Origin of the sequence: Rhizorhabdus dicambivorans, from assembly GCF_002355275.1 — a bacterium.
Taxonomy (GTDB): domain Bacteria; phylum Pseudomonadota; class Alphaproteobacteria; order Sphingomonadales; family Sphingomonadaceae; genus Rhizorhabdus; species Rhizorhabdus dicambivorans.
Map to the genome: position 1 here is coordinate 192,503 of NZ_CP023449.1, position 26,711 is coordinate 219,213.

A 26,711-nucleotide genomic window follows, 5' to 3' on the forward strand; every position below is an offset into this window, starting at 1 on the left:
CCCCACGATCGTCTCCGATCACTCTAGGTAATCGGAACAAGGAGGCGTATTCTGGTGATCGATCCGGGGGTATCACGCCGCCGCTGAGCGAGACGAGCTGTGCTCATCACGATCTTTGCCCCCGCCAATGTACATTTGCTTGAGATCGCCGGGGTGCGCGATGCGCTTTTCGAAGCAAACTGCAAGATGCGATCGGGGGAGCCATATCGCGTTCGGTTGGTAACCGAGGACGGGACTCTTGCGGAGAGCTCGTGCGGCGTCAGGTTCATGCCCGATGTAGGTATGCGAGATGCGACTCAGCCATCCGATACGTTGATCGTTGTCGGGCCTTATGGGTCACCAGGTCGCTCAAGCGAAAAGGTTACGCGCTGGCTGCGGGAACAGGCCATGCAGTCGCGGCGCTACGGCTCGACTTGCACGGGCGCCTTTCTGTTGGCTCAGGCAGGACTATTGTCGGGGCGCCGCGTCACCACCCATTGGCAATATGCTGAACGGCTTGCCGCTGAATATCCCGAAATCCGGATCGAACCCGACCGAATCTTCGTTCGGGACGGACCAGTGTTCAGTTCCGCCGGGGTGACCGCGGCAATCGACCTCACCTTTTCGTTGATCGAGGAGGATCATGGAAGCGCTCTGGCCTTGTGGGTGGCACGCCGGCTCGTTGTTTTTTTAAAGCGACCAGGCGGACAATCGCAGTTCAGCGCAACGTTGACCGCACAGTCCGCCGTCACCAGTCCTATCGACAGGATCAGGCTTCAAGTCCTGGAAAATCCGCGTGCGGACCTGCGTCTCCCGGCAGTTGCCAAAGCGGCCGGCGTCAGCCCGCGACACCTTTCCCGGCTGTTCCACGCGGAACTCGGCATAAGCCTGGCCGCATATGTGGAAAAGACTCGCATCGAGATCGCCCGCGGCCTCCTGGAAGACAGCGCATCACCGATCAAGATGATCGCCTACGCCGCAGGCTTCGGTTCGACGGCGACCCTCCGACGAGCGTTCTCACGGAGGATCGGCGTTACGCCTCTGCAATATCGCCTGCGCTTTCAAACCGTTTCGGAAGATGCGGGCAATGACGAAAGTGACGCTGATTTGTCCTGAACCGTCGCTTGGCCGAACTTGTGATGGCCGGCGTGCCGCCGCATGTTGGCACCATGGAGGTCATATCATGCGACTCACTCCTACCCCGGCCATGCTGCCCACTGCTCCAAACGTGCATCGCGTCGCCCCGACGTACAGAGCTGATGAACAGCTCGACAGATACCATCATCCGCCGGTCTCCAGCGCGGCGTAACGTCCAGGCGAACGCGGCGGCAGCGCGCCAGGTGCGCGAACGCTGATATCATTCAAATAAGAGCCGGTGCCATGCGGGTTTGACGCAGGGCTACCGGAACCCTGCATCGGACATGACCATGGCTTTTCGATCTCTATCGAACGGCGGGGCGCTGTACGCCCTTGCCCGGCGCCCCCTGCTCGTCCCGGCGATGGCGATGATCCTATCGAGTGGCACGGCCGCCAATGCCATCATCCTCAGCGGAAATAACCCGACCGGTGGCCCGGTCATAATGTCCGCCGACGACATGGGCTGGTTAGCGGGTGTCGGTCGAGTTGAATGCCACGATCCTCGAACGCCCGGCATCGCCAATATGGCCACGGGCTGGGTGCTGGGCAGCGCCGACACGGTGGTGACGGCCGCCCATATATTTTTCCGTGGCCCCCGATCGGTTAAAGCGACCGGTGCCACCGACCCGACCAACTGCACTTTCGCTCTATATGACCCGAACGAGCAGATCCGGGAGAAAACCCACATTCGATATGCCCTGTCTCCCTGGGCAGACATTAGCGTCCGCAATGACAGCTCGTATGACGTCGCGATCCTGAAACTCGATCGGCCGGTCAAGATCGGTGCCCTTCCAGTGGCGATGCCTTTGAAAGGTTCCGAAAAGACGCTGGTGAATCTTATCGCTTTCCATTCTGGTGTCAGCGCGATCCAGCGCGCCTTAGTCACCAGAGGCCGGTTGCGCGACTTCCCGGCGAGCCAGTTGCGCGATGACACGACCGGCTTGCGCGTCACCAATCCGCAGCGGCTATTTTCGACATCGGCGGACTCGAGTCCGGGGTCATCGGGCGGCATGTATTATGACGAGCGCCTGCACGTCGCGATCGGCGTGCATCTGGGCGCTGTCTGCGATCAGGCCCGACCTCGATACGATCCCAATCTGTGCTTCAACTACGGGCTGCGTTTCACACCGGCGATCGTAGCGATGGTCGATATGGTCGTGCGTGATCAGCCAGTGCTCAGCAGACTGATAAAAGCTGATGGCAAGCCGGCTAGCATCGTCCCGGCACGCCATGGGCTCCTCGCGAATGACCAGGGCGAGCACCAATCCGACTCTCACGCGCTGAGTGGAGATTGAAGTGACTGAGAAGACGGAATTTGCGTGGGTCGAAGCACCGGATTGCGCGGACAGATTTTCGCTGGGCACCACCACCTTCCTGACCGGCCGTCCACCGGTCGCCGGTAGTGTCCCGGTTGAGATAACAGCCGAGGAGCTGACGGGCTTATGGTCTTTACGGTTCGGTATGTTCGGTTGCACCGAGAGTGAAACGCGAGGCGGCGTAATCCATCTCGGAGAGGGACTGCTCGGTGGCGGTGATGGCACATTTGCCTATTTGGGCCGCTGGACGCTTACCGGTATCGAATTGCGCGCCACACTCGATGTGGCCCGGCACCGGTGGAACGACATCTCGACAAGCATCTTCGGCATCCACGAAGATGTTTATCATGCCAACTGCATCGCGCATGCGATCACCGCCGACCTGTTCGAAGGCCGCATCCGACGCCTGGGTCATCCCGATGCACGGTTGACCATGCGCCGGATAGCGGTCCGTCAGGGACGGATACTGAACGCTGCATGTGTCCCGCAACTGGGTTGAAAGCGGACCTTCCGCTTTTAGCGAGTCAAATCCTTTAGCGCTGAGTCCAGAACGGAATCTCTGACCATAGCATGACCATCTTGCAGTCACCTTTTTGTCGACCGGAGACGGAGGCGAGAAGGGCCCAGAATTGAGGCGACGATCAGAGACCAAACCGACTTCAAGACCACCCGCACAAGCGCGAAAACGGCGCGGAACTGCGCCATTCCAGCCGGACCCCGAAGGGAAAATTGAGCTATTACAATGGCTTAAGGACTGTTTGGTGCGGTCGAGAAGACTCGAACTTCCACGGCCTTTCGGCCACAACGACCTCAACGTTGCGCGTCTACCAGTTCCGCCACGACCGCACATCGAGTAGGATCCCGGCGGGCCGGGATGCTGGCAGGCCCGCGCCACTAGCAAAGCGATGGGCGGGGCGCAACGGCTATTTCCCGCTGCTCAATAGAGAAACATCGGCATGCCTTCGACATGGGTGAGCTTGGGCCGGTAGCGCGCGGGATCGTAGAGCTTGTCGACATCGACCGTCTTGGTGCCACCGAGCAGCGTGTCGATCGGGACATGGCAGTAATTGCCGTCGCGCAGCGCCAGCATCCGCCCGGTCTCGCCCGCCTCGATCTTCTGGATCGCCATGCCGCCGAAGGCGAAGCCGACCATCCGGTCGAGCGCGTCGGGATCGCCGGAGCGCATCAGATAGGCGAGCTGCTGGACAATCGTCCCTTCCTTCGCATGATCCTCGATCATCAGCGCCAGCCGCCGGCTGACCGCCGTCTCGCTTCGCTTGGTGTTGGAGAGCTTGCGCTGCTCGTCGCCGGCCTCGTCGCCGAGCAGCTTCGCCCCCTCGGAGATCACGCACATCGCATAGGCGCCCGGCCGGCTCCTGCGGTCCGCCACCAACAGCGGCAGCAGCACGTCGGGATCGGCCGGCACCTCGGCAATCACGGTGCGGTCGACCTGGGCAAGGAAGCCGGCGAGCAGGGCCGTCTCGCCCGAACGCCGTCCGAACAGCTCGACGATCGCGATCCGCTCATGGCTCTCGGCGGTGGTGCGCAGCGCGTTGATCGCATCGACGGAGCGGGTGATCGCGGTCGAGAAGCCGATGCAATAATCGGTGCCGAACACGTCATTGTCCATCGTCTTGGGGATCGAGACGACCGGAAAGCCTTGCGCCGAGAGATGCGCCGAGAAACGCAGCGTGCCGTCCCCGCCCAGGGTGATCAGCGCGTCCACCCCCAGCCTGTCCAGGACATGGAGGACGTGATTCGTCCGGTCGCCGCCCTCGACGGTGCGCGGATCGGTGCGCGAGGTGTGGAGCATGGTGCCACCGGCCCGGTCGATCCCGCGCACCGCCTCGCGATCGAGCCGGATGCTGTGCGCGGAGACGCTGTCCGGATCGGCCGGATCGATCTCGAGGAAGCCCTGCCAGCCGCGCTTGAAGCCGATCGCCTCCCAGCCGCGATCGAGCGCCGACAGCGCGATCGATCGGATGCAGGGATTGAGCCCGGGAACATCGCCCCCGCCGGTCAGCACGCCGATGCGCATGAATCCTTGCCTCCGCTTATCCGTCACCCCAGCGAAGGCTGGGGTCCATGTCTCTCATCATTCGAGATGGCATCTGAGAAGACAACAGACATGGATGCCAGCCTTCGCTGGCATGACGTTCAAAAGGGTCGTTCGATCCCTCTGCTGGGCCGATCAGCTCCCCGTCGGCCCGATGAATGCCAGATGGAGGTTCTTCGCCCCGCGCGGGATATCCACCGCCGCGCTGTCGAACTCGGCCGATCCGCCGGGGGCGAGCATCGGCACCGGCCGGGTGATCGTCCAGCTGTAGACGGTACGGCCCGAGGTGTCGCGCAGCTCGGCGCGGATGTCGCGGACGGTCTGCGGCTGGTCGGTCGGGTTGACGATCCGGCCCGTCACCGCGAGCAGTTCGTTGCCGCTCGCGGTCTCACGCCGCTCGGGCTTGCTGGTCATCTCTATCACCAGCGGCACCGGGGCCGGGACGAGGTCGAGCCGCTCGGCGAGCTTGTCGGGGCCGACCGCGACGACCGCCCCGATCGTGGCGAGCACGACCAGCGCGGCGATCACCAGCACGATCGTCAGCAGCCGGCCGATGCGGCGGCGCGGGCGCGGATGGGCGGGCAGCAGACGATGGTCGTGAACCGGCGCCACCTCGCCCGGCGCGTCGTAGCGCGCCTGGACATCGGCTTCGGGCGCCTCGCTGTCGGCGGCGGCAGGCGGCGGAACCGGCTCCACCGTCTGCGGCGGGGGAGGCGGCCATGCGCCGGCGGGGGGCGGCGCGGCCGGCGCCTGGACCTGAGCCGGCGCAGGCACAGGGGCAGGCTCGGCCGTCTCGGCCACGCCCTCCTGGAACCAGCTATGCTTGCAGCTCGCGCAGCGCACCTGCCGGCCGGAGGCTCCGATCGCGGCGTCGGGGATCAGGTAGCGGGTCTGGCAGGCGGGGCAGATCAGTATCATTGGCACCCATCAGTAGCGCCGAGACGAGTCCGGCTGCAAGCAGGCTTTTGGGCATCAGCGGCGTTCCGCCCTTTGCGGGAGGCCCATTGCTGTGCCATGGCTCGGCCATGATCGGCGCCATGACGGGGAAATGGATCGGATGAGGCCGGGTGCCGCCAACATCGTCCAGTTCGAGAATGTCGGCCTGCGCTACGGATCCGGCGCGGAAACGCTGAGCGATCTGAGCTTCGGGCTGGAGGCGGGCGCCTTCTATTTCCTCACCGGCCCGTCGGGCGCGGGCAAGAGTTCGCTGCTGCGGCTGATCTATCTGGCGCAGCGGCCGAGCCGCGGGCTGATCCGCATGTTCGGCGAGGATGTCGTCACCCTGCCGCGCGGGCGCATGCCCGGCTTCCGCCGCCGGATCGGCACCGTCTTCCAGGATTTCCGGCTGATCCCGCATCTGTCGGCCTATGAGAATATCGCGCTGCCGCTGCGCGTGAACGGCGTGACCGAGGCCGACATCGACACGCCGGTACGCGAGATGCTGGAGTGGGTCGGCCTGTCGGGCCGCGCCTATGCCAAGCCCGCGACGCTGTCAGGCGGGGAGCAGCAGCGCGTCGCCATCGCCCGCGCGGTGATCGGCCGGCCCGAGATCCTCGTCGCCGACGAGCCGACCGGAAACGTCGATCCGGAGATGGCCGGCCGGCTGCTCTACCTGTTCGAGGCGCTGAACAAGCTTGGGACCACGATCCTGGTCGCGACCCACGATCTCCACCTGATCCCCCGCGTCCACCACGCCCAGACCATCACCCTCGACAAGGGGCGGCTCGTCACCCCCATGGCGGGCGCGCACTGATGGCGCTGTTCGGACGCGGATCGGGCAACTGGCTGACCAGCGCGGCGGGCCGGCGGCTGCTGCCCGAGGGCTGGCTGTCGGGGCCGATGCCCTGGGTGATAGCGATCATGATGTTCCTGATGGTGCTGGCGGCGGCGGCCGGGCTGGCGCTGGGCTTCGCGGCGCGGGGACTGGACAGCCATATGTCGAGCCAGATCACCATCCAGATCGTCGATGCCGATCAGCCGCGCCGCGATGCCACCGCCGACAAGATCGTCGCGGCGGCCTCCGCGCTGCCGGGCGTCGCGTCGGTGCGGCGGATCGGCGACCGCGAGATCGCCGAGCTGCTCCAGCCCTGGCTGGGGGCGGGCCTGGCCGAGAACGACCTGCCGGTGCCGGCGATGATCGACGTCGCCTTCCTGCCCGGATCGGAAGGCGGCATCGCCGCCGCCGAGGCAGCGGTGCGCGCGATCAGCACGCGGGCGCGGGTCGACGCGCACGCCCAATGGCTGGCCCCGCTCGCCGGGCTGATCGCCTCGCTGCGCTGGCTGGCCGGCGTGCTGGTGCTGCTGATGGCGGCGGCGGCCGCCTTCACCGTCGTCCTGGCCGCGCGATCGGCGCTCAACACCCATCAGGCGACAATCGACGTGATGCACCATCTGGGATCGAGCGACGCGCAGATCGCCCAGCTCTTCCAGCGCCGCATCGCCACCGATGCGCTGTTCGGCGGGCTGGTCGGGCTGGCGATGGCGAGCCTCGTCATCTTCGCGGTGGGGGATCGCATCACCCGGGTCGGATCGGACCTGATCGGATCGGTCGAACTGCCCTTCGCGGCCTGGGGGATATTGGCGATGCTGCCGCTGGCCGGTACGCTGCTGGCGATGATCGCGGCAAGGCTGACGATCGTCATGGCCCTGAGGCGACGGCTGTGAGGGCGCCAGCGACATCCGGCCCGGCGGCGGCTGTGACGCCGCCAAGGACAGTGGGCGTGGCGGCTATGAACGAAAAACTGTCTGCACGGCGCTGCTCCCAACAATCGTCATTCCCGCAAAAGCGGGAATCCACGGTCATGGCACGCTTTTGGCTGGACGTTCCGCCGTCCATGGATTCCCGCTTTCGCGGGAATGACGCAGCGGGATTGCGTGACGTGTCCGTCATCGGAACTGGCAGGCCATGATCGTCCGCACCCTGGCGCTCGCGCTGCTCGGCTGGATCGCCGGCTTCATGGCCTTCGCCTTGTTCCTGCCGCAGCCCGCCCCCGACGGGATCACCACCGAGGGCATCGTCGTGATGACCGGCGGGCGCGGGCGCGTGGAGCGGGGGCTGGCGCTGCTCGAGGCGAAGCGGGCGAAGCGGCTGCTGATCTCCGGCGCAGACCGGCGGGTGCGCCCGCACGAGCTGGCCGTCCAGTTCAAGGCTCCGGTCGCGCTGGTCGATTGCTGCGTCGACCTCGGCCATGAGTCGGTCGACACACGCTCCAACGCCACCGAGGCGGCGGGCTGGATCGGCCGCAACCGCTACCGTTCGATCCGGCTGGTCACGTCCGACTGGCACATGGTGCGCGCGCGTTACGACCTGGAAACCATGATCGGCGACGATATCCAGATCGTCACAGACGCGGTGCCGACCGAGCCGGGGCTGGTCGATCTGGTGCGCGAGTATAACAAATATCTGCTGCGGCGGGTGGCGGGGCTGATCGGCATATGATGGTGGCGCTGCGCTCGACCCTGTTCGCATTGCTCTTCTATCCCGGCACGGTGATCGCGGTGCTGAGCGCCTTCGTCAGCGCGCTGTTCGGCAACGCCGCCTTGCGCCGGCACGCCCTGGGCTGGGCTGTGTTCCATCGCTGGTGCGCGCGCTGGATCCTGGGAATCCGCACCAGGGTAGAGGGGCGGTTGCCGCCGGGGCCGCATCTCTATGCCGCCAAGCACCAGTCGATGTACGAAACGCTCGAGCTGCTGCTGGTGCTCGACGATCCGGCGGTGGTGCTGAAGCGCGAGCTGGCGGACATCCCGCTGTTCGGCCGGATCGCGAAGATGGCCGGGGTGATCCCGGTCGACCGGGCGGGATCGGCGAAGGCGCTTCGGCGGATGATGCGTGCGGCGGCGGCGGCGCGGGATGAACAGCGCTCGATCCTGATCTTCCCCGAAGGCACCCGGGTGCACCCCGGCGAACAGCCGCCGCTCCAGCCGGGCTTCGCCGGCCTCTACAAGCAGCTCGGGCTGGCGGTGGTGCCGATCGCGCTCGACAGCGGGCTGATCTGGCCCCGCAACAGCTTCCGCAAACACCCCGGCATCGTGACGATCCGGCTTGGCGAGCCGATTCCGCCCAGCCTGCCGAGGGCCGAGATCGAAAACCGGGTCCATGCCGCCATCAACGCTCTCGAACGGCCCCGGAACGAGTCGTTTTAAATCGCCTTGCCGCAACGGTTTGCCCGGAAATTAGACGGCGTGGCGGGTCCATGGTATAAGATTGGCAGCGGCGCCACTTCTTTCCCAAGCAGGACGCCGTGACAGCTTCTCCAGGGCTGCGCTTGCAAAGCCGGACAGTCCCATGAAATCGCAGATCGTACTGAACCGCTATGATGGCGGTACTCCCCCCGCCTTTTCGGGTTACTGGCAGGACATACCGCTCAACGTCACGCTCGATCTGAGCGCGGTGCTGAAGCTCGCCGGCCATGTCCAGATAGACGAGCGCCACGAACTGCTCGCCGCCAAGCGCGATACCGTCATCGCCGCGCTGAGCCGCCTTGCCGAGATGGGGCAGATCGAGACCCGCTCCGGCCGTGCCGAAACCATGCTGTCGGCGCTCGATCTGGATTGATCATAGGCCCTCCCTGCCAATGCAGGGGGATCAATGGCTACGGCCGAAATCGGGCTTGGCGTCGTCCTGGCCCTGCTCGATGATCGAACGGCGGACCGCGCGGGTGCGGGTGAACAGCTCGAACAGCGTGTCGCCATCGCCCCAGCGGATCGCGCGCTGCAACGCGGTCAGGTCCTCGGTGAAGCGCTGCAGCATCTCCAGCACCGCATCCTTGTTGTTGAGGAACACGTCGCGCCACATCGTCGGGTCCGAGGCGGCGATGCGGGTGAAGTCGCGAAAGCCGCCCGCCGAATATTTGATCACCTCGCTCTGCGTCACTTCCTCCATGTCGGACGCCGTGCCGACGATGGTGTAGGCGATCAGGTGCGGCAGGTGGCTGGTGACGGCCAGCACCAGATCATGATGCTTCGGGTCCATCACATCGACATTGGCGCCGATCCGCCGCCAGAATTCGGCGATCCGCTCGGCCGCCGCCGGCTCGCTGCCCTCGGGCGGCGTGACGATGCACCAGCGGCCGTTGAACAGCGTCGCGAAGCCCGCGTCCGGGCCGCTATTCTCGGTCCCGGCGACCGGATGGGCCGGGATGATCGTGGCACTCGGCAGCACGGCGCGCAGGGCGGTCAGCACGCTTTCCTTCGACGAACCGACATCGCTGACGATCGCGTCGGCGGGCAGGTCGTCGGCGATTTCCGCGCCGACCGCGCCCATCGCGCCGACCGGCACGCACAATATGACGAGATCGGCATCGACCACCGAGGCGCCCGCCGTGTCGGTGACGTCGTCGCAGAAGCCGAGCTGGCGGACCCGCTCGCGGACGTCCGCGTCGGCATCATGGCCGGTGATGCGCACCGTCGGCATCGTCGCCTGCACGGCGCGCGCGATCGACGAGCCGATCAGCCCCAGCCCGATGATGGTGACCCGTGCGAAAGGCAGCATCAGCCGGCCGCCTCGACCAGCGTGCGCAGCGCCGCGGTGAGGCCGCGAATCTCCTCTTCGGTGCCGATGGTGATGCGCAGCGCATGCGGCAATCCCTGACCCGGCAGCCAGCGGACGATATACCCCGCCTCCATCAGCCCTTCATAGGCGGCTTCGGCGGTCAGCCTGCCCTCGAACAGCACCAGCGAGAAATTGGCCTTGGACGGCACCGCGCGCAGGCCCTTATTGCCCATGCTGGCGATCTCGCCTTCGAACCAGCCCCGCCACTTCAGATTGTGGGCGCGGCTCTTCTCGACGAAGCCGGTGTCGCCAAGGCCCGCGATCGCGGCGAGCTGGCCGGCGGTGGTGACGTTGAACGGTGCGCGGATCTTGTGCATCGCCTCGATCACCGGCGCGCTGGCATAGCCCCAGCCGATCCGCTCGGCGGCGAGGCCGTAGATCTTCGAGAAGGTGCGGGTGACGAGGACATTGGGCCTGTCCTGCGCCAGCGCGAAGGCGCCGTCATCGTCGGCCGCTTCCAGATATTCGGCATAGGCCTGGTCGATCACCAGCAGGCAATCGGCCGGAGTCGCCGCATAGAGGCGGGCGATGTCGGCGGCCGGCGAATAGGTGCCGGTCGGGTTGTTGGGATTGGCGAGGAAGATCACCCGCGTCCGGGGCGTGATGTGCGCGATCAGGCTGTCGATGTCGGTGGCATAATCGGCATCGGGTGCCTCGACCGGCACCGCGCCGACCCGACGGGCCGCGATCGGATAGACCGAGAAGCCATAGCGGACATAGAGGACTTCATCGCCCTGACCGGCATAGGCGCCCGCCGCGAGATGGAGGATCTCGTCCGATCCGGTGCCGTAGATGACCCGCGCGGGATCGAGCCCGTGCGCCTTCGCGATCGCCTCGCGCAGCGCCGCCGCCGAGGCGTCGGGATAGCGATCGAGCGAGGATACGCCCGCGAGGAAGCCGGCCTTCGCCGCCTCGCTGGTGCCGAGCGGATTCTCGTTCGAGCTGAGCTTGGCGACCTTGCGGCCGTCAGCGGTGGTCGACCGGCCCGGAACATAAGGCGCGATCGCATCGATCCAGGGCTTGGGTGCGAGGGTGCTGGTCATGGGCTGCGCTTTAGGAGCCAAAACGCCTTGTCGCAATGCTCCCCCTTTGACCGTCATGCCAGCGCAGGCTGGCATCCATGTCTGCCTCCTCGCGAGATGCCATCTGGCCGGTGAGAGACATGGACCAGCCTGCGCCGGGGTGACGACCATTTCCTGGCCTCACCTCCACCATTGCAGCCTGCCCGCACAGGCCTTATTGCCGCTGCTCCCATGACCGACGACACCCGCTTCGGCCTAGCCCGTTCCGTGACCTTGGCCGGCCCGCTGCGGCTGGATGGCGGCGCGCGGCTGTCGCCGGTGTCGGTGGCCTATGAAACCTATGGCCAGCTCAATGCCGACGGCTCCAACGCGATCCTGATCTGCCATGCGCTGACCGGCGACCAGCATGTCGCCTCCGCGCACCCGATCACCGGCAAGCCGGGCTGGTGGACGCGGATGGTGGGGGCGGGCAAGCCGATCGATCCGGCCCGACACTTCATCATCTGCGCGAATGTGCTCGGCTCCTGCCTCGGCAGCTCGGGGCCCGCGACGATCGATCCGAAGACCGGCGCGCCCTATGCGATGCGCTTCCCGGTCATCACCATCCGCGACATGGTCCGCGCCCAGGCGCTGCTGCTCGATCATCTCGGCGTGGACACGCTCGCCGCCGTGGTCGGCGGGTCGATGGGCGGGATGCAGGTTCTGCAATGGGCCGCGACCTATCCCGATCGGGTGCGATCGGCGGTGGTGATCGCCAGCGCGGCGCGCCATTCGGCGCAGAACATCGCCTTCCACGAGGTCGGCCGCCAGGCGATCATGGCCGATCCGAAATGGAATGGCGGTGACTATTATGCGGCCGGCGATCCTCCCGCCGCCGGCCTTGCGGTCGCGCGGATGGCGGCGCACATCACCTATCTGAGCGAGGCCGGGCTGACCGAGAAGTTCGGCCGGCGCCTGCAGAAGCGGCCGGGCAAGGAGAACGGGGCCAAGAGCTTCGGCTTCGACGCCGATTTCCAGATCGAGAGCTATCTGCGCCACCAGGGGATCAGCTTCGTCGACCGGTTCGATGCGAACTCCTATCTCTACATCACCCGGGCGATGGATTATTTCGACCTGGCCGAGGAGCATGGCGGGCTGCTCGCCACCGCCTTCGCGGGCTGCAAGCAGACCCGCTTCTGCCTCGTCAGCTTCGACACCGACTGGCTCTATCCCACCGCCGAATCGCGCGCGATCGTCCATGCCCTGAACGCCGCCGGGGCGCCGGTCAGCTTCATGGAACTGTCGTCGCCGTTCGGCCATGACGCCTTCCTGCTCGACGTGCCCGAGCTCAACCGGGTGGTCGATGGCTTCCTGCGCGCGGGCGAGACAAGATGAGCGAATTGCGGCCCGACCTGGCGATCATCGCCGACCATGTAGCACCTGCTTCACGCGTGCTCGACGTGGGCTGCGGCGATGGCGAGCTGATGGACGTGCTGCGCGCGCGCGGCTGCGACGCGCGCGGGATCGAGATCGACCCGCGCAACGTCAGCCTCGCCGTGACGCGCGGCCTGTCGGTGGTGCAGGGCGATGCCGATACCGATCTGGTCAACTATCCCGACAACGCCTTCGACTATGCGATACTGAGCCAGACGCTGCAGACCGCGCGCGCGCCCGACCAGGTGCTGACCGAGCTGCTGCGGATCGGCCGCCGCGCCTTCGTCTCCTTTCCCAATTTCGCCTATTGGCGGGTGCGGCTGAGCCTCGCCTGGGGCGGGCGGATGCCGGTGACCCCGGCGCTGCCGGTGAGCTGGTACGAGACCCAGAACATCCACCAGCTGACGATCGACGATTTCCGCGCCTTCGTGAAGGAGCGCGGTATCACGGTCGAGCAGGCCTGGTTCCTGACCGGCGCGCGGCGGCGCGGCGAAGCGGCGGCGAACCTGCGCGCCGAACATGCGGTGTTCCTGCTGCGACGCTGACCCCGTCGCCCCGGCAGAGGCCGAGGCCGCAAGAGATGTGATCGGGGCAGGAGCCTGTTACGGCCCCGGCCTCCGCAGGGGCGACGACATGGGACTGTCTTACATGCCTAACACTGGACATCGCCCCACCCGCTGATAAGTCTGGCGTCATGATCATCAGCCGCCTCGCAGCGCTCGCCCTGCTCGCCACCCCGATCGCCATCACCGCCGAACCGCCGGCCGATTCCAGCTTCAGCGCCGATCGCTTCCGGGCGACGGTCGGCTTCCTGGCAGACGACCTGCTCAAGGGCCGCGACACCGGCAGCGAGGGATATGAGATCGCCGCGCGCTATGTCGCCAGCCGCTTCGCCGAGCTGGGCCTCAAGCCCGGCGGCGACGATGGCGGCTGGTATCAGCGCATCACCTTCCAGCAGACCGACTTCGCCGAAACACCGGGCCAGGTGACGATCACCGGCCCCGGCGGCGCCAGCCAGAGCTGGACGCATGGCACCGACGTGCTTGTAGGGCTGAGCGCCAACGAGCCGCATCTCGACCTGTCGGCGCCGCTGGTGTTCGTCGGCTACGGCATCGAGAACAAGCTGCTCGGCATCAATGATTATGCCGGGCTCGACGTGAAGGGGAAGATCGTCGTCACCCTGCGCGGCTTCCCGCAGGGCATGCCCAGCGAGGAGGCCGCCCATGCCGCGGCGACCAAGGCCCAGGCCGCGCAGGCGCATGGCGCGATCGGGATGCTCTCGGTCGGCACCAACCTGACGATGAAGACCCGGCCCTGGGCGCAGATGGTCCATTTCGCCGACGAGCCCGCCTTCGCCTGGGTCGGCGCCGACGGCAAGGCGTATGACGAGGCGCCGGGCATCCGCATCACCGCCGCGCTGAACGAACCCGCCGCCCAGGCCCTTTTCGCGGGTGCGCCGCAGAAGCTGGCGGCGATCCGCGCGATGGCCGACAAGGCCGGCGGCCGTCCCAAGGGCTTCGCGCTGAAGACCAGGGCGCGCATCCGGAGCGACAGCGTCACCAGGCGCGTCACCAGCCCGAACATCATCGCGATCCTGCCCGGCAGCGATCCGAAGCTGAAGGCCGAATATGTCGTCCTCTCGGCGCATCTCGACCATATCGGGGTGACGCCGGCCAGGCCCGGCGACAAGCCCGAGACCGACCGGATCAACAATGGGGCGCTCGACAACGGTGCCGGCATCGCGACGATGCTGGAGGTCGCCCGCGCCGCCGCGACCGCGCCGGACAAGCCGCGCCGCTCGCTGATCTTCCTGGCCTCCACCGCCGAGGAGAAGGGGCTGCTCGGCGCCGATTATTATGCGCGCCACCCGGGCGTGCCGATCAGGGCGATCGTCGGCAATGTCGATCTCGACATGCCGTTGCTGCTCTATCCCTTCACCGACGTCACCGCTTTCGGCGCCGACCATTCGACGCTGGGGCCGATCGTCGCGAAGGCGGTCGAGCCGATGGGCATCACGCTGTCGCCCGATCCGATGCCGGCGCAGACCATCTTCGTCCGCTCCGACCATTATATGTTCGTGAAACAGGGCGTTCCCGCCGTCTTCCTCGCCACCGGCTTCGCCAATGGCGGCGACAAGCATTGGGGCGCGTTCCTGAACGGCGCCTATCATCACCCCGACGACGACATGAACCAGAAGATCCTGTGGGATCAGGGCGCCCGATTCTCGGAGGCGAACTACCGGATCATGCGCGCCATGGCGGACGCCGATGTGCCGCCGCGCTGGTATGCGAAGGATTTCTTCGGCGACACCTTCGCGCCGAAGGCGGAAAAGGCGAAGCGGCCTTAAATAAAGATCCTCCCCATCGCAGATGGGGAGGAACTTTCAGTGTGCCCGGTAGCGCGTCAGATCGAACAGGTCGGCCGTGACCCAGCCATTGACGTAGTTCACATAGAACAGCGCGAACAGGACGGTCGCGACCACGGTGGTCCACAGCACCGTGCGCCACACCGAGAAACGCGGCGTGGCGCTTTCGGCCTGGCCGGGGACATGCGCCTCAGGCTCGGCGCTGCTGCGCAGCCGGAAGGGCAGCACCAGGAACAGGCAGCCCCACCAGAACAGCAGGTAGATCGCGATGATCGATGTGATGCGCATGATCGGCTTGCCTGCTCCGAGCCTGTGTCTCCCCTCCCCTTCAGGGGAGGGGATGGGGGTGGGGCCTATCCCCAGGAGTGGCGCCCGATCGGAGGCCCCACCCCAACCCCTCCCCTGAAGGGGAGGGGCTTATGCCGAACCTCATATCCGGATGATCGCCACCTCTACCACCGGCTTCTTGCCGGTCCAGGCGGTGGCCCGGCGGCGGACGGCGAGGCGGACGGCTTCCTTGAGCTTCGCCTCGTCCCCGCCGTTCCTGGCACCACCCTTGCCGGCCTTGGCCACCGCCCCAGCCGCCGCCTCGCAAGCGTCGGCGAGGAAATCCTCGCGGTCTTCCTCGACCGGCACGCCCTGCAGCTGGAGCGACGGCTCGCCCCGCAGCTGGCCCTTGCCGTCGAGCGCTATGGTGACGCCGATATAGCCGTAGAGACCGGTACGGCGGCGCTCGTTCATCGTCGAGCCGTCGGCGGGCAGGATCACGTCGCCGTCGAGGACGAGACGGCCGACCCGCTCATGGCCGATCGCCGCCGGCCCGTCGGGGGCGAGCCGCACGACCGTGCCGTTCGACTGGACGATGCCGTGGGGCACGCCGAGCCCCTTGGCGAAGCGTGCCTGCTCGGCCATGTGGCGCAGCTCGCCATGGACCGGCAGGATGATCTCCGGCCGGATCCACTCGTACATCGCCCGGAGCTCGGGGCGACCCGGATGGCCCGAGACATGGACCTCGGCCTGGCGATCGGTGACCATGTCGATCCGCTTGGCGGCGAGCGCGTTCTGGATGCGGCCGATCGCTATCTCGTTGCCGGGGATCTGCTTCGACGAGAAGACGACCGTGTCCCCGGCCGACAGCTTGATCGGATGGTTATCGAAGGCGATCCGCGACAGCGCGGCGCGCGCCTCGCCCTGGCCGCCGGTGGCGATGATCATCACCTCACGCGGCGGCAGGCTCATCGCCTCGTCGACATCGATCAGCGGCGGAAAATGCTGGAGATAGCCGCTGGCCTTGGCGACGCGGATGATCCGGTCGAGCGAACGGCCGGCGACGCACAGCTTGCGGCCGGTATCCTGCGCGACCTCGCCCAAGGTCTGGAGCCGCGCCGCGTTCGAGGCGAAGGTGGTGACCAGCACGCGCGCCTTGCAGGCGGCAATCACCTCGTCGAGGCCCTTGCGGACGTCCGCCTCGGAGCCGGAGGCTTCTTCGTTGAACACATTGGTCGAATCGCAGACCAGCGCCAGCACGCCCTTGTCGCCGATCGCGGTCAGCTCCGCGGCGGTGGAGGGTTGGCCGAGCAGCGGCTCCTCGTCGATCTTCCAGTCGCCGGTGTGGAAGATTCGGCCGTGCGGCGTGTCGATCAGCAGCGCATTGCCCTCGGGGATCGAATGGGCCAGCGGGACATAGGTGAAGCCGAACGGGCCGAGCTGGAAGCTGCCCTCATTCTCGATGACGTTGAGGGTCACCTTGTCGGCGATCCCCTCCTCGTCGAGCTTGCCCTGGATCAGGGCGGCGGTGAAGCGGGTGGCGTAGAGCGGCACGCCGAGATCGGCGGCGAGATAGGGGATCGCGCCGATATGATCCTCATGCCCATGGGTCAGCACCACGCCGAGCAGATCTTCGGCTCGCTCCTCGATGAACGAGAGATCGGGCAGGATCAGCTCGACCCCGGGATAGCCGGGATCGGCGAAGGTAAGGCCGAGATCGACCATCACCCATTTGCCCTGGGTGCCGTAGAGATTGACGTTCATGCCGATCTCCCCGGAGCCGCCAAGCGCCAGGAAGAGCAGTTCGTTACCGGGAGTAGTCACGTAGTAATTTGTCCAATCTGATATGTCGTCGCCCCGGCGGAGGCCGGGGCCGCCATCATCCGGGATGGCGTTGCGTTCTTATCCGTTGCGGCCCCGGCCTCTGCCGGGACGACGTGAAATCCTCTACTTCGCCGCCTTGTACCGATCGTACATCAGCCCCAGCCCCTGGATGGTCAGGTCAGGCTCGATGCTGTCGAACAGCTTCACATGCCGTTCGAACAGCGGGGCGAGGCCGCCGGTCGCGATCACCTTGGCCGGGCGCCCGACCTCGGCCTTCATCCGCGCCACCAGCCCCTCGATCATCGAGACATAGCCGAAATAAATGCCGATCAGCATCTGATCGGTGGTGGTGCGGCCGACCACGCTGGGCTTCTCGGGCGCCTCGATCGCGATGCGGGGCAGCTTGGCCGCCGCCGCCACCAGCGCATCGAGCGACAGGTTGATGCCCGGTGCGATGATCCCGCCCTTATAGGCCCCCAAATAATCGACCACGTCAAAGGTGGTGGCCGTGCCGAAGTCGATCACGATCAGGTCGCCGGGATGGCGGGTGTGCGCCGCGATCACGTTGACCGCGCGATCGGCACCGACATTCTGCGGCTCGTCGACATCGAGGACGATCCCCCAGTCGACCGGCGGGCGCCCCGCGATCAGCGCGTCCACCCCGAAATATTTCGATGCCAGCACCTCTAGATTGTGGAGCGCGCGGGGCACCACCGTCGCGACGATCACCGCTTCGATATCGCTGCGGTCATAGCCTTCGAGCTGGAGCAACTGGTGCAGCCACACCGCATATTCGTCGGCGGTGCGACGGGGATCGGTGGCGATGCGCCAGCGCGCCCTGATCTCGCCGCCCGCCTGGCCCGGACCCGATCCGGGCTCGACCAGCGCGAAGACGATATTGGTATTCCCGGCGTCGATCGCAAGCAGCATGTGCGGTCCCGTCCCTTTCCGGCAGGGGCTATAGAGGGATTTCGAGACAGATGGAAATCATCTGCCGGCTCCGAAATCACGCCACGAGAAGCCTGTGTAGCGACAGCTACAGCAGGAAGACGTCGCCGGCATGCACCACATGCACCCGGCCATCGGCGCTTTTGAGACGGAGCGCACCGTCGCTTTCCAGTCCCTCATAGAGGCCTTCCAGCACCCCCTCGGGCGCGTTCACCCGCAGTGCCGATCCGGGCGGGTGCGCGCGCGCCTGCCAGCGGGCGAGCACCACGCCCAGCCCCTCGTTGCGCCACCGCGCGAGCCAGGCGGCGAAGCTCGCCGCCAGGTCCTGCGCGAAATCGGCCGGGTCGGGCGCCGACAGGCCGAGCACGGCAAGGCTGGTCGCCGGGCGATCAGGCAGATCGGGATGGTGGGCCAGGTTGACGCCGATCCCGACCACCACCGCGTCGCCCGTACCTTCGAGCAATATGCCCGAGATCTTGGCGCCATCGGCCAGCAGGTCGTTGGGCCATTTGATCACCAGCCGGTCAGTCGACAACCAGCCTTGGAGCAGCGCGTCGAGCGCGACCGCCGCGACCATGGCGAGGCTGGGCGCCGGCGGATCGCCGGACATGCGGCGGACCAGCGTACTGGCGTAGAGATTGCCGGGCGGCGACACCCATTGCCGGCCCTGCCGCCCGCGCCCGCCGCTCTGCGTGCCGGCGCGCAGCCAGCTTCCCTCGGGCGCGCCGTCGCGGGCCAGCGCCAGCATATCCTCGTTGGTCGAACCGGTGGAGGGGATGTGGTGGATCACTGGAAAGATCCTCCCTGCGCGAAGCGTGGGGAGGAGGACCGTCCGCGAAGCGGATGGTGGAGGGGTCGGCGCTGCAAGCACCGCTGCGCGCCGCACCCCTCCACCACGCCTTCGGCGCGGTCCCCCTCCCCATCTGCGATGGGGAGGATCTTGAAGGTCAAAACAGCGACCGGGCCGCCGCCATGCTGGTGGCATCGAGCAGCGGGATGGCGAGATAGCCGAGCGGTGAGACGGCGAGTGCCGCCAGCGCGATCAGCCCGCCCTCCAGCGGCGAGGCCTGCGGCGCATAGTTGGCGGCGGGCTCGTCGAAGTAGATCGTCTTGACGATCTTCAGATAATAGAAGGCGCCGATCACCGAGGTCGCGATGCCGATCATCGCCAGCGGCCAGAAGCCCGCCCGGACCAGCGCGTCGAACACCAGGAATTTCGGCCAGAAGCCGAACAGCGGCGGAATGCCGGCGAGGCTGAACATGAAGATCGCGAAGGCGGCGGCGAGACCGGGGCGGCTGCGCGACAGGCCCGACAGCGACGCGATCGTCTCGATCGGGCGGCCATCGGCATCGCGCATCTGCAGGGCGCAGATGAAGCTGCCCAGCGTCATCGCGACATAGACCGCCATATAGGTGAGCGTCGCGGCGACGCCCTCGGCGGTGCCGGCGGCGAGGCCGAACAGCGCGAAGCCGACATTGTTGATCGACGAATAGGCGAGCAGCCGCTTGAAGTTGCTCTGCCCGATCGCGGCGACGCCGCCGAGGATCGTCGAGGCGAGCGCCGAGAAGATCACGATCTGGCGCCAGGAGTCGGTGGCCGACCCCATCGCCTCGACCGCCACCCGCATCAGCAGCGCCATCGCCGCGACCTTCGGCGCCGAGGCGAAGAAGGCGGTGACCGGGGTCGGCGCGCCTTCATAGACGTCCGGGGTCCACATGTGGAACGGCACCGCCGAGATCTTGAAGGCGAGGCCGGCCAGCACGAACACCAGGCCGAACATCGTGCCCGTGCCGATCTCCTTCGACATGGCATCCGACAGACCCGCGAACAGCGTGGTGCCGGTGAAGCCATAGAGCAGCGAGATGCCGTAGAGCAGGATGCCCGAGGCCAGCGCGCCGAGCACGAAATATTTGAGCCCCGCTTCGGCCGAGCGGGTGTCGCCGCGCAGGAAGCCCGCCAGCACATAGGCCGAGAGCGACTGCAGCTCGAGACCGACATAGAGCGTCAGCAGGTCGCCCGCCGACACCATCATCCCCATGCCGACCGCCGAGAAGAGGATCAGGATGGGATATTCGGCGCGATAGCCGCCCGCCCGGCTGAAGAAGCCCGGCGCGACCATCACCGATACGGCGGCAGCGATATAGATGAGCAGCTTGGCGAAGGCGGCGAAGCTGTCGGCGATGTAGAGGCCGTCGAAACCCGGGCCGCCGCTGCCGGCGGGGCCGGTGAGCGAAAAGGCGGCGGCGCCGAACAGCGCGACCGCGCCCCAGCCGATGGCGCGCGACAGGCCGTCGCCACCGAAGGCCGCGACCATCAGCAGCAGCATCGCGCCGATCGAAAGGATCAGCTCGGGAACGGTAAGGGCGAGCGATGCGGTCATCGACATCAGTGGTGCGCCTCCGCATGCGCAGATACGGTTGGGGCCTTGCCGACGGCGACCTTGGCGTCGCTTTCGGGTGCAGCGGGGGCGAGCCGGGCGAGGACCGCGCCGACATCGTTGCGCATCGGCGCCAGGAAGCTTTCGGGATAGATGCCCATCCACAGCGTGGCGAGCGCGATCGGCACGAGCATCAGCATCTCGCGCGGGGTGAGATCGGTCATCGCCGCGGCCTCCGGCGTCCGGGGCGCGCCATAGGCGATCCGGGCGTAAAGGTAGAGCATATAGGCCGCGCCGGTGATGATCCCCGTGGTGGCGACCAGCGCCACCCAGGAGGAGATCGCATAGGCGCCGACCAGGCTCAGGAATTCGCCGACGAAGTTGCTGGTGCCGGGCAGGCCGACCGACGCCATGGTGAACAGCAGGAACAGCAGCGCATATTTGGGCATATTGTTCGAAAGGCCGCCATAGCGGCTGATCTCGCGGGTGTGCATCCGGTCGTAGATCACGCCGACGCACAGGAACAGCGCGCCCGAGACGAGGCCGTGGCCGAGCATGACCATCAGCGCGCCCTCGATCCCCTGCCGGTTGAAGGCGAACAGGCCGATGGTGACGAAGGCCATGTGCGCGACCGACGAGTAGGCGATCAGCTTCTTCATGTCCTCCTGCACCAGCGCGATCAGCGAGGTGACGACCACCGCGACCATCGACAGGCCCATCACCAGCCACATCAGCTCGGCGCTGGCGATCGGGAACATCGGCAGCGAGAAGCGGATGAAGCCGTAGCCGCCCATCTTCAGCAGCACGCCGGCCAGGATCACCGAGCCCGCGGTGGGCGCCTGGACGTGCGCGTCGGGCAGCCAGGTGTGGACCGGCCACATCGGCATCTTCACCGCGAAGCTGGCGAAGAAGGCCAGGAACAGCCAGGTCTGCGCCGAGGCCGGGAAGTCATAGGCCATCAGGGTCGGGATGTCGGTGGTGCCCGCCTCGTTCACCATCCACAGCATCGCGATCAGCATCAGCACCGATCCGAGCAGCGTGTAGAGGAAGAATTTGTAGCTGGCGTAGATGCGGTCCGCGCCGCCCCAGATGCCGATGATCAGGTACATCGGGATCAGGCCGGCTTCGAAGAAGATGTAGAAGAGGAACAGGTCCTGGGCCGCGAAGACGCCGATCATCAGCGCCTCCATCAGCAGGAAGGCGGCCATATATTCGGGCACGCGCTTCTCGATCGCCTCCCAGGAGGCGAGGATGCAGATCGGCATCAGGAACACCGACAGCACGATCAGCAGCAGCGCGATGCCGTCGATGCCGAGCGCCCAGGCGAAGCGGCCGAACAGCGCGACGCTTTCGGTGAACTGCCATTGGGGCCCGCCGATCTCGTAGCGGGTCCACAGCAGGATGCCGAGGATCAGATCGAGGACGGTCGCGGCGAGCGCGATCCAGCGTGCACCCCTGGCACCCGCGAACAGACAGGCCAGCGCCGCCACCAGCGGCAGCGCGATCATCAGGGTTAGGATCGGAAAGCCCATATCAGCCCACCATCGCCCAGGTCGCGGCGGCGGCCAGGCCGAGCAGCATCACCAGTGCATAAGTATAGAGATAGCCGGTCTGCGCGCGGCGCGCCCAGGCCCCGGAGCCCGAGACCAGAGCGGCGATGCCGTTCGGCCCGAAGCGGTCGATCGTGCCCTGGTCGCCCTTCTTCCAGAAGAAGCGGCCGAGCCAGAAGGCCGGGACCACGAACAGCACATGGTACAGCTCGTCGAAATACCATTTCCGCAGCAGGAAATCGTAGAGCACGCTGAACTGCGCGGTGAAGCGCGCCGGCACCGTGCGGTCGAGCACATAGGCCCACAGCGCGATCAGGAAGCCGGTGATCATGACGATGGTGGCCGACCATTTCACCCACCACGGCACCTCGTGCATCGCGTGCATCAGATGCTCGTCGAAGGCCAGGCTGCCCGCCCAGAAGGCGCCGCCATGGTGCGAATCGATGAAATAGGGCGCCCAGAGGAAGCCCGCGAAGATCGCGCCGACGCTCAGCACCGCGAGCGGGATCAGCATCGTCGCCGGGCTCTCGTGCGGATGATAGCCCGCGTCACCCTCGGCCGGATGGCCGTGGTCATGCGCGGCATGTGCATGCGGGTCATGGCCGGCATCTTCCTGTGCGGGCTCGTCATGATGGTCATGGCCATGCGCGTCATGGACGGCGTGCTGGATATGCTCCGAGCCGGCCCAGCGCGGCTTGCCGTAGAAGGTCAGGAAGACGAGCCGCCACGAATAGAAGCTGGTCAGCAGCGCCGCGAACACCGCCACCGCATAGGCGACACCACCCGACGACGAGCCGTTGGCGAAGGCCGCCTCGATGATCGCATCCTTCGAGTGGAAGCCCGCGAAGCCCGCCACGCCGACGATGCCGACGCCGGTGATCGCGAGGGTACCCGCCATCATCGCCCAATAGGTGAAGGGGATATGTTTCCTGAGGCCGCCATAATAGCGCATGTCCTGCTCATGGTGCATCGCGTGGATCACCGAGCCGGCGCCGAGGAACAGCAGCGCCTTGAAGAAGGCATGAGTGAACAGGTGGAACATCGCCGCGCCATAGGCGCCGACGCCCGCCGCCATGAACATGTAGCCGAGCTGCGAGCAGGTCGAATAGGCGATGACGCGCTTGATGTCGGTCTGGGTGGTGCCGACCGTCGCCGCGAACAGCGCCGTGGCGGCGCCGACATAGGTGACGACATGCATCGCCGTCTCGCTGACCTCGAACATCGGCGACAGGCGGCAGACCATGAACACGCCCGCGGTCACCATCGTCGCGGCGTGGATCAGCGCCGACACCGGGGTGGGGCCTTCCATCGCGTCGGGCAGCCAGGTGTGCAGGCCGAGCTGGGCCGACTTGCCCATCGCGCCGACGAACAGCAGCAGGCAGAGCAGGGTCATCAGGTCGACGCGCGCGCCGAGGAAGCCGATCGAGGCATTGGCATAGCCGGGGGCCGCCGCCAGGATCTCGGGGATCGAGACGGTGCCGAACACCAGGAAGGTGCCGAAGATGCCGAGCGAGAAGCCGAAATCGCCGACCCGGTTGACCACGAAAGCCTTGATCGCGGCGGCATTGGCGCTGGGCTTGTGATACCAGAAGCCGATCAGCAGATAGGAGGCGAGGCCGACGCCTTCCCAGCCGAAGAACATCTGCACCAGGCTGTCCGACGTCACCAGCATCAGCATCGCGAAGGTGAACAGCGACAGATAGGCGAAGAAGCGGGGCTGGCTCGGATCCTCCGCCATATAGCCCCAGCTGTAGAGATGGACGAGGCTGGAAACCGATGTCACCACCACCAGCATCACCGCCGTCAGCGTGTCGACGCGCAGCGCCCAGTCGACCGAAAGGTCGCCCGACTGGATGAAGGTGAGCACCGGATGGACGTGCGCGGTCAGCTCACCGGTCATGAAACCCATGAACACGGGCCAGCTCATCGCGCAGGAGGCGAACAGCGCGCCGGTGGTGACCAGCTTGGCCGGCACATTGCCGATCAGGCGGTTGCCGAGGCCCGCGACGATCGCGGCGAGCAGGGGCAGGAAGACGATAAGCGTGATCACCGCTGCGGGACCCCTTCCACAGGCGTCGCCCCGGCGGAGGCCAGGGCCGCAAGAGAGTCGGACGCGCCCAGCAGCATGGCGGCCCCGGCCTCCGCCGGGGCGACGAGGAGGAGAGCCATGATCACCCCTTCATCCGGTTGATGTCGTCGACCGCGATGGTGCCGCGGCCACGGAAATAGATGACGAGGATCGCCAGGCCGATCGCGGCTTCGCCCGCCGCCACCGTCAGCACGAACATCGCGAAGACCTGGCCGACCAGATCGCCGAGATAGGCCGAGAAGGCGACGAGGTTGATGTTCACCGACAGCAGGATCAGCTCGATCGCCATCAGGATGATGATGACGTTCTTCCGGTTGAGGAAGATGCCGAACACCCCCATCACGAACAGGATCGCCGAGACGACGAGATAGTGCTGCAGCCCGATCATTCTCCGATCCTCGCTATGCGCAGCATGGGAAGGGGGACCGCCCGCAGGGTGGTGGAGGGGTAGGGCAGAACCGATTGGCCGGCGATGGCGCAGAGGTCGGAAGACCCCTCCACCATGCTAGGCATGGTCCCCCTCCCCGCGCTACGCGCAGGGCGGATCTTAAGGTTGGCGATCACAGCTCCACCCCCTGGCCGACGGCCGGCTTGACGTTGCGGGTCGCATCCTCGGGCCGGCGCATGTTCTGCGCGCTGACATTCTGCGCCTTCACGCCGCCGCGCACCCGGTGGGTCAGCACGATCGCGCCGATCAGCGCGACGAGCAGGACAAGGCCGGCGCCCTCGAAGATGTAGAGATAGCGGGTGTAGAGGAGCGTGCCGAGCGCCTCGATATTGGGCACCTCGTCCGGGGTGGGCGCGATGCGCTGGGCCATGTCGATGCCACCCGCGTGCCAGGCGCCGACCGCGAAGATCATCTCCGCCGCCAGCACGATCACCAGCAGCACGCCGAACGGCAGATATTGGGCGAAGCCCGCGCGCAGTTCGGCGAAGTCGATGTCGAGCATCATCACCACGAACAGGAACAGCACCGCGACCGCGCCGACATAGACGATGACGAGCAGCATCGCGATGAACTCGGCGCCGACGAGAATCATCAGCCCCGCCGCGTTGAAGAAGGCGAGGATCAGCCACAGCACGCTGTGCACGGGATTGCGCGCCAGGATGGTGAGCGTGCCCGAGGCAATCACCAGCGAGGCGAACAGATAAAAGGCTATGGTCTGGATCACGGCTTTATCAGCTTCCCATCTCGGCGGCGGCGTTACCGGTACGGCGCATCGGCGGCAAGGTTGGCGGCGATGGCGGGTTCCCAGCGGTCCCCGTTCGAAAGCAGCTTTTCCTTGTCGTAGATGAGCTCTTCGCGCGTCTCGGTCGAATATTCGAAGTTCGGGCCCTCGACGATCGCATCGACCGGGCAGGCTTCCTGGCAGAAGCCGCAGAAGATGCACTTGGTCATGTCGATGTCGTAGCGCGTGGTGCGGCGCGAACCGTCGTCGCGCGGCTCGGCCTCGATCGTGATCGCCTGGGCCGGGCACACCGCCTCGCACAGCTTGCACGCGATGCAGCGCTCCTCGCCGTTCGGGTAGCGGCGCAGCGCATGCTCGCCGCGGAAGCGCGGCGACAGCGGGTTCTTCTCATAGGGGTAGTTGATCGTCGCCTTGGCCTTGAAGAAATATTTCAGGGTCAGCCAGTGCGCCTTCACGAACTCCCAGAGCGTGAACGACTTGATGATGTGCCCGAGGCTCATCGGATCAGACTCCGTAGCGGGTGAGCATCAGCCACCCGGAAACCAGGAACACCCAGAACAGCGACAGCGGCAGGAAGACCTTCCAGCCCAGCCGCATCAGCTGGTCGTAGCGATAGCGCGGCACCGTCGCCTTCACCCAGGAGAAGACGAAGAAGAAGAACATCAGCTTGGCGAAGAACCAGACGATACCCGGCACCATGTAGAGCGGCGCCCAGTCGACCGGAGGCAGCCAGCCGCCCCAGAACAGGATGGCGTTGAGGCCGCACATCAGGATCACATTGGCATATTCGCCGAGCCAGTAGAGCGCGAAGGCCATCGACGAATATTCGGTCTGGTAGCCGGCGACGAGCTCGCTTTCAGCCTCGGTCAGGTCGAATGGCGCGCGCGCCGTCTCCGCCATCGCCGAGATCAGGAACACCACCGCCATCGGGAACAGCAGCGGATTGAAGCCATAGCCGTTGATGAAGCCGAAGATATGGGCGCGCTGCCCCTCGACGATCGCCGACATGTTGAAGCTGCCGGTCCACAGCACCACCGAGATCAGCACGAAGCCGATCGAGACCTCGTAGCTGACCATCTGCGCGGCCGCGCGGAGCGCCGAATAGAAGGGATATTTGGAGTTGGACGCCCAGCCCGCGATGATCACGCCATAGACGCCGATCGACGAGGCGGCGAGGATGTAGAGCAGGCCGATATTGATGTCGGCCAGCACCACGCCCGGCGCGAACGGGATCACCGCCCAGACGATCAGCGCGACCGTGAAGGTGATGATCGGCGCGAGGATGAACAGGCCCTTGTTCGCCGCCGCCGGGATGATGGTTTCCTGCAGGAAGACCTTCAGGCCGTCGGCAAAGCTCTGCAGCAGGCCCCAGGGGCCGACCACGTTCGGGCCGCGCCGCAGCGCCATCGCCGCCCAGATCTTCCGATCGGCATAGATGATCATCGCCACCGCCAGCATCAGCGGCAGCGCGATCACCAGGATGCCGATGATCGTCGAGGCGAGCCACGCCCATTCGAAGGGCAGGCCCCAATGCTGGAACAGCGCGGTCAAGCGACCCCTCCCTCAACCGTCGCCCCGGCGGAGGCCGGGGCCGTCAGAAGCATTTTGCGACCGTTTGCCATCCCG

Annotated in this window: 26 protein-coding genes and 1 tRNA gene; 11 read left to right on the forward strand and 16 right to left on the reverse strand. The window is 66.4% G+C overall.

Annotation, left to right across the window (positions count from 1 at the left end; translation table 11 throughout):
• The first annotated feature begins 99 nt into the window (after positions 1-99).
• The 3 genes from CMV14_RS00815 (at position 100) to CMV14_RS00825 (ending at position 2,931) form a co-directional block, all read left to right on the forward strand.
• On the forward strand, positions 100-1,095 hold the full coding sequence (locus CMV14_RS00815) for a GlxA family transcriptional regulator (RefSeq protein WP_066969110.1): 996 nt from the start codon (positions 100-102) through the stop codon (positions 1,093-1,095).
• A 305-nt stretch (positions 1,096-1,400) separates the two neighbouring features.
• The gene (locus tag CMV14_RS00820) at positions 1,401-2,411 is read left to right on the forward strand and encodes a trypsin-like serine peptidase (RefSeq protein ID WP_066969112.1); all 1,011 of its coding nucleotides are present in this window, start codon (positions 1,401-1,403) and stop codon (positions 2,409-2,411) included.
• 1 nt (position 2,412) lies between these two features.
• Positions 2,413-2,931, forward strand: a complete 519-nt coding sequence (locus CMV14_RS00825; RefSeq protein ID WP_139114787.1) for a hypothetical protein — start codon at positions 2,413-2,415, stop codon at positions 2,929-2,931.
• A gap of 260 nt (positions 2,932-3,191) precedes the next feature.
• Here CMV14_RS00825 and CMV14_RS00830 read toward each other — a convergent pair.
• From CMV14_RS00830 to CMV14_RS00840, 3 genes are all read right to left on the reverse strand, one after another.
• A tRNA-Leu gene (locus CMV14_RS00830) sits at positions 3,192-3,278 on the reverse strand.
• 91 nt (positions 3,279-3,369) lie between these two features.
• Positions 3,370-4,470, reverse strand: coding sequence for a 6-phosphofructokinase (locus CMV14_RS00835; RefSeq protein ID WP_066969114.1), 1,101 nt, complete (start codon positions 4,468-4,470; stop codon positions 3,370-3,372).
• Positions 4,471-4,623: 153 nt separating this feature from the next.
• Entirely contained in the window at positions 4,624-5,406 is a 783-nt protein-coding gene (locus CMV14_RS00840) for a zinc-ribbon domain-containing protein (protein ID WP_066969115.1), read from the reverse strand.
• Positions 5,407-5,545: 139 nt separating this feature from the next.
• On the opposite strand from CMV14_RS00840, the gene ftsE reads away from it, so the two are divergent.
• From ftsE to CMV14_RS00865, 5 genes are all read left to right on the forward strand, one after another.
• Positions 5,546-6,241, forward strand: coding sequence for a cell division ATP-binding protein FtsE (gene ftsE, locus CMV14_RS00845; protein ID WP_066969150.1), 696 nt, complete (start codon positions 5,546-5,548; stop codon positions 6,239-6,241).
• Positions 6,241-7,152, forward strand: a complete 912-nt coding sequence (locus CMV14_RS00850) for a cell division protein FtsX (protein ID WP_066969117.1) — start codon at positions 6,241-6,243, stop codon at positions 7,150-7,152. The genes ftsE and CMV14_RS00850 overlap by 1 nt, the downstream gene beginning before the upstream one ends.
• A gap of 241 nt (positions 7,153-7,393) precedes the next feature.
• Positions 7,394-7,927, forward strand: a complete 534-nt coding sequence (locus CMV14_RS00855; RefSeq protein ID WP_066969119.1) for a YdcF family protein — start codon at positions 7,394-7,396, stop codon at positions 7,925-7,927.
• Positions 7,927-8,631 carry a lysophospholipid acyltransferase family protein gene (locus CMV14_RS00860; RefSeq protein ID WP_066969121.1) on the forward strand — a complete coding sequence of 235 codons (705 nt, stop codon included), beginning with the start codon at positions 7,927-7,929 and terminating at the stop codon, positions 8,629-8,631. Before CMV14_RS00855 ends, CMV14_RS00860 begins: the two co-directional genes overlap by 1 nt.
• 142 nt (positions 8,632-8,773) lie before the next feature.
• Positions 8,774-9,043, forward strand: a complete 270-nt coding sequence (locus tag CMV14_RS00865) for a hypothetical protein (RefSeq protein WP_066969123.1) — start codon at positions 8,774-8,776, stop codon at positions 9,041-9,043.
• Between the two features lie 30 nt (positions 9,044-9,073).
• Here CMV14_RS00865 and CMV14_RS00870 read toward each other — a convergent pair whose 3' ends face one another.
• Both CMV14_RS00870 and hisC read right to left on the reverse strand, forming a co-directional pair.
• On the reverse strand, positions 9,074-9,979 hold the full coding sequence (locus tag CMV14_RS00870; RefSeq protein WP_066969126.1) for a prephenate/arogenate dehydrogenase family protein: 906 nt from the start codon (positions 9,977-9,979) through the stop codon (positions 9,074-9,076).
• Complete coding sequence (gene hisC, locus CMV14_RS00875; RefSeq protein ID WP_066969128.1) at positions 9,979-11,082, reverse strand: histidinol-phosphate transaminase; 1,104 nt, start codon at positions 11,080-11,082, stop codon at positions 9,979-9,981. Before hisC ends, CMV14_RS00870 begins: the two co-directional genes overlap by 1 nt.
• 210 nt (positions 11,083-11,292) lie before the next feature.
• On the opposite strand from hisC, the gene metX reads away from it, so the two are divergent.
• The 3 genes from metX (at position 11,293) to CMV14_RS00890 (ending at position 14,821) form a co-directional block, all read left to right on the forward strand.
• Positions 11,293-12,435, forward strand: coding sequence for a homoserine O-acetyltransferase MetX (gene metX, locus CMV14_RS00880; RefSeq protein WP_066969129.1), 1,143 nt, complete (start codon positions 11,293-11,295; stop codon positions 12,433-12,435).
• Positions 12,432-13,019: a methionine biosynthesis protein MetW gene (gene metW / locus CMV14_RS00885; protein WP_066969131.1), complete on the forward strand. Its 588-nt coding sequence runs from the start codon at positions 12,432-12,434 to the stop codon at positions 13,017-13,019. Before metX ends, metW begins: the two co-directional genes overlap by 4 nt.
• A gap of 149 nt (positions 13,020-13,168) precedes the next feature.
• The gene (locus CMV14_RS00890) at positions 13,169-14,821 is read left to right on the forward strand and encodes a M28 family metallopeptidase (RefSeq protein ID WP_066969133.1); all 1,653 of its coding nucleotides are present in this window, start codon (positions 13,169-13,171) and stop codon (positions 14,819-14,821) included.
• Between the two features lie 36 nt (positions 14,822-14,857).
• On the opposite strand, the gene CMV14_RS00895 is transcribed toward CMV14_RS00890, so the two are convergent.
• The 11 genes from CMV14_RS00895 to nuoH form a co-directional block, all read right to left on the reverse strand.
• On the reverse strand, positions 14,858-15,127 hold the full coding sequence (locus tag CMV14_RS00895; RefSeq protein ID WP_066969135.1) for a DUF1467 family protein: 270 nt from the start codon (positions 15,125-15,127) through the stop codon (positions 14,858-14,860).
• Positions 15,128-15,268: 141 nt separating this feature from the next.
• The gene (locus CMV14_RS00900; protein WP_066965531.1) at positions 15,269-16,870 is read right to left on the reverse strand and encodes a ribonuclease J; all 1,602 of its coding nucleotides are present in this window, start codon (positions 16,868-16,870) and stop codon (positions 15,269-15,271) included.
• A 183-nt stretch (positions 16,871-17,053) separates the two neighbouring features.
• Positions 17,054-17,860, reverse strand: coding sequence for a type III pantothenate kinase (locus CMV14_RS00905; RefSeq protein WP_066965315.1), 807 nt, complete (start codon positions 17,858-17,860; stop codon positions 17,054-17,056).
• A 106-nt stretch (positions 17,861-17,966) separates the two neighbouring features.
• Positions 17,967-18,668, reverse strand: a complete 702-nt coding sequence (locus tag CMV14_RS00910; RefSeq protein WP_066965318.1) for a biotin--[acetyl-CoA-carboxylase] ligase — start codon at positions 18,666-18,668, stop codon at positions 17,967-17,969.
• Positions 18,669-18,825: 157 nt separating this feature from the next.
• On the reverse strand, positions 18,826-20,265 hold the full coding sequence (gene nuoN / locus CMV14_RS00915) for an NADH-quinone oxidoreductase subunit NuoN (RefSeq protein ID WP_066965321.1): 1,440 nt from the start codon (positions 20,263-20,265) through the stop codon (positions 18,826-18,828).
• Complete coding sequence (locus CMV14_RS00920; protein WP_066965324.1) at positions 20,265-21,788, reverse strand: NADH-quinone oxidoreductase subunit M; 1,524 nt, start codon at positions 21,786-21,788, stop codon at positions 20,265-20,267. The genes nuoN and CMV14_RS00920 overlap by 1 nt, the downstream gene beginning before the upstream one ends.
• Position 21,789: 1 nt before the next feature.
• On the reverse strand, positions 21,790-23,856 hold the full coding sequence (gene nuoL / locus CMV14_RS00925; RefSeq protein ID WP_066965327.1) for an NADH-quinone oxidoreductase subunit L: 2,067 nt from the start codon (positions 23,854-23,856) through the stop codon (positions 21,790-21,792).
• Positions 23,857-23,977: 121 nt separating this feature from the next.
• A complete protein-coding gene (nuoK, locus tag CMV14_RS00930) occupies positions 23,978-24,283 on the reverse strand; it encodes an NADH-quinone oxidoreductase subunit NuoK (protein ID WP_012049195.1) in 306 nt (101 codons plus the stop codon).
• A 172-nt stretch (positions 24,284-24,455) separates the two neighbouring features.
• A complete protein-coding gene (locus tag CMV14_RS00935) occupies positions 24,456-25,067 on the reverse strand; it encodes an NADH-quinone oxidoreductase subunit J (protein WP_066965328.1) in 612 nt (203 codons plus the stop codon).
• 32 nt (positions 25,068-25,099) lie between these two features.
• A complete protein-coding gene (gene nuoI, locus CMV14_RS00940) occupies positions 25,100-25,585 on the reverse strand; it encodes an NADH-quinone oxidoreductase subunit NuoI (RefSeq protein WP_066965331.1) in 486 nt (161 codons plus the stop codon).
• A 4-nt stretch (positions 25,586-25,589) separates the two neighbouring features.
• Positions 25,590-26,636 carry an NADH-quinone oxidoreductase subunit NuoH gene (nuoH, locus tag CMV14_RS00945; RefSeq protein ID WP_066965334.1) on the reverse strand — a complete coding sequence of 349 codons (1,047 nt, stop codon included), beginning with the start codon at positions 26,634-26,636 and terminating at the stop codon, positions 25,590-25,592.
• Positions 26,637-26,711 lie beyond the last annotated feature (75 nt).

Coding starts and splice junctions, on each gene's coding strand:
- CMV14_RS00850 (WP_066969117.1), top strand. CDS start 6,241: ATGGCGCTGTTCGGACGCGGATCGGGCAACTGGCTGACCAGCGCGGCG.
- hisC (WP_066969128.1), bottom strand. CDS start 11,082: ATGACCAGCACCCTCGCACCCAAGCCCTGGATCGATGCGATCGCGCCT.
- CMV14_RS00870 (WP_066969126.1), bottom strand. CDS start 9,979: ATGCTGCCTTTCGCACGGGTCACCATCATCGGGCTGGGGCTGATCGGC.
- nuoI (WP_066965331.1), bottom strand. CDS start 25,585: ATGAGCCTCGGGCACATCATCAAGTCGTTCACGCTCTGGGAGTTCGTG.
- CMV14_RS00890 (WP_066969133.1), top strand. CDS start 13,169: ATGATCATCAGCCGCCTCGCAGCGCTCGCCCTGCTCGCCACCCCGATC.
- CMV14_RS00865 (WP_066969123.1), top strand. CDS start 8,774: ATGAAATCGCAGATCGTACTGAACCGCTATGATGGCGGTACTCCCCCC.
- ftsE (WP_066969150.1), top strand. CDS start 5,546: ATGAGGCCGGGTGCCGCCAACATCGTCCAGTTCGAGAATGTCGGCCTG.
- metW (WP_066969131.1), top strand. CDS start 12,432: ATGAGCGAATTGCGGCCCGACCTGGCGATCATCGCCGACCATGTAGCA.
- CMV14_RS00895 (WP_066969135.1), bottom strand. CDS start 15,127: ATGCGCATCACATCGATCATCGCGATCTACCTGCTGTTCTGGTGGGGC.
- nuoN (WP_066965321.1), bottom strand. CDS start 20,265: ATGTCGATGACCGCATCGCTCGCCCTTACCGTTCCCGAGCTGATCCTT.
- CMV14_RS00855 (WP_066969119.1), top strand. CDS start 7,394: ATGATCGTCCGCACCCTGGCGCTCGCGCTGCTCGGCTGGATCGCCGGC.
- CMV14_RS00920 (WP_066965324.1), bottom strand. CDS start 21,788: ATGGGCTTTCCGATCCTAACCCTGATGATCGCGCTGCCGCTGGTGGCG.
- CMV14_RS00860 (WP_066969121.1), top strand. CDS start 7,927: ATGGTGGCGCTGCGCTCGACCCTGTTCGCATTGCTCTTCTATCCCGGC.
- CMV14_RS00905 (WP_066965315.1), bottom strand. CDS start 17,860: ATGCTGCTTGCGATCGACGCCGGGAATACCAATATCGTCTTCGCGCTG.
- CMV14_RS00835 (WP_066969114.1), bottom strand. CDS start 4,470: ATGCGCATCGGCGTGCTGACCGGCGGGGGCGATGTTCCCGGGCTCAAT.
- metX (WP_066969129.1), top strand. CDS start 11,293: ATGACCGACGACACCCGCTTCGGCCTAGCCCGTTCCGTGACCTTGGCC.
- CMV14_RS00900 (WP_066965531.1), bottom strand. CDS start 16,870: ATGAACGTCAATCTCTACGGCACCCAGGGCAAATGGGTGATGGTCGAT.
- CMV14_RS00820 (WP_066969112.1), top strand. CDS start 1,401: ATGACCATGGCTTTTCGATCTCTATCGAACGGCGGGGCGCTGTACGCC.
- nuoK (WP_012049195.1), bottom strand. CDS start 24,283: ATGATCGGGCTGCAGCACTATCTCGTCGTCTCGGCGATCCTGTTCGTG.
- CMV14_RS00840 (WP_066969115.1), bottom strand. CDS start 5,406: ATGATACTGATCTGCCCCGCCTGCCAGACCCGCTACCTGATCCCCGAC.